2 protein-coding genes and 1 pseudogene are annotated in these 707 nt (G+C 31.3%); 1 reads left to right on the top strand and 2 read right to left on the bottom strand.

What is annotated here, in order from left to right; genetic code table 11:
* Positions 1-223: YhbY family RNA-binding protein (locus DMP16_RS10510; protein WP_143577246.1), on the bottom strand; the 223-nt coding region annotated here is incomplete at its 3' end.
* On the bottom strand, positions 177-497 hold the full coding sequence (locus DMP16_RS10505; protein WP_069283824.1) for a ribonuclease P protein component 4: 321 nt from the start codon (positions 495-497) through the stop codon (positions 177-179). The genes DMP16_RS10510 and DMP16_RS10505, both read right to left, overlap by 47 nt.
* Positions 498-538: 41 nt before the next feature.
* Here DMP16_RS10505 and DMP16_RS11500 point away from each other — a divergent pair.
* Positions 539-707: pseudogene (locus DMP16_RS11500) on the top strand (16S rRNA methyltransferase); the annotation flags it as partial.

Below are 707 nucleotides of genomic sequence, written 5' to 3'. Positions count from 1 at the left end.
CTTCTATAAGTTTAGCTCCAACAAGGGATGCTACTTTCTTTGCAAACTCTCTTCTATCTTCTTCTATATTGTAACCAATTTTCACTTTTACAACTTTATGATATTCCAATCTTCTTTTTATTTCATTTAATATGTTTTCACTTAGTCCGTTCTTTCCTATTCTTACATCAGCCGTTTTACTTTTGACCTGCTTTATTAGATCTCTTATTTCTTGTGAGTACATATCTCCGTTGCCAATTACAATTTAGACACGTTCTAATTAAAATCTTTGATCTTATTCTTCTTCTCTCAGTCAACCCTGGAATTAGAGGAGTGTAACATTTCCTGCAATACATTCTTTTATACTCTAATGGTATCTTTACCTTTCCCTTTCTAGAATACATTACTGCTAATCTTATGTAATTCCTTGCTAATTCGAGATTCCCTTGTTTAGCCATAATTACTGAAAGCTTTATAAGCTCTATGATTCTTGCCTTAATAGTCTTCTTTCTTACCATTACAGTAAATACTATAATCCTCTTATCTTAAAAATAACCTAATGGTTAATATCATTCTATTAGAATCAGCTATAGAGTTAGTTCCTAGAGAAATAGTAGATCATCCCTCAGTAATAAAGAATGCAAAGAGAAGAGGGAAGAAACCTGAAGATACGCTATTAGACATCTCTTTACATTATCATGCAATGAAGAGTTTGGAAAATAAATACA

This window comes from Sulfolobus sp. B1 (assembly GCF_007050195.1).
Lineage (GTDB): Archaea > Thermoproteota > Thermoprotei_A > Sulfolobales > Sulfolobaceae > Saccharolobus.
Note: the sequence above shows the minus strand (reverse complement) of the source record. Positions and strands in the feature narration are given on the sequence as shown.

Bases quoted from the DNA above. Each gene is read 5' to 3' on its own strand.
- DMP16_RS10505 (WP_069283824.1), bottom strand. From the start codon at position 497: ATGGTAAGAAAGAAGACTATTAAGGCAAGAATCATAGAGCTTATAAAG.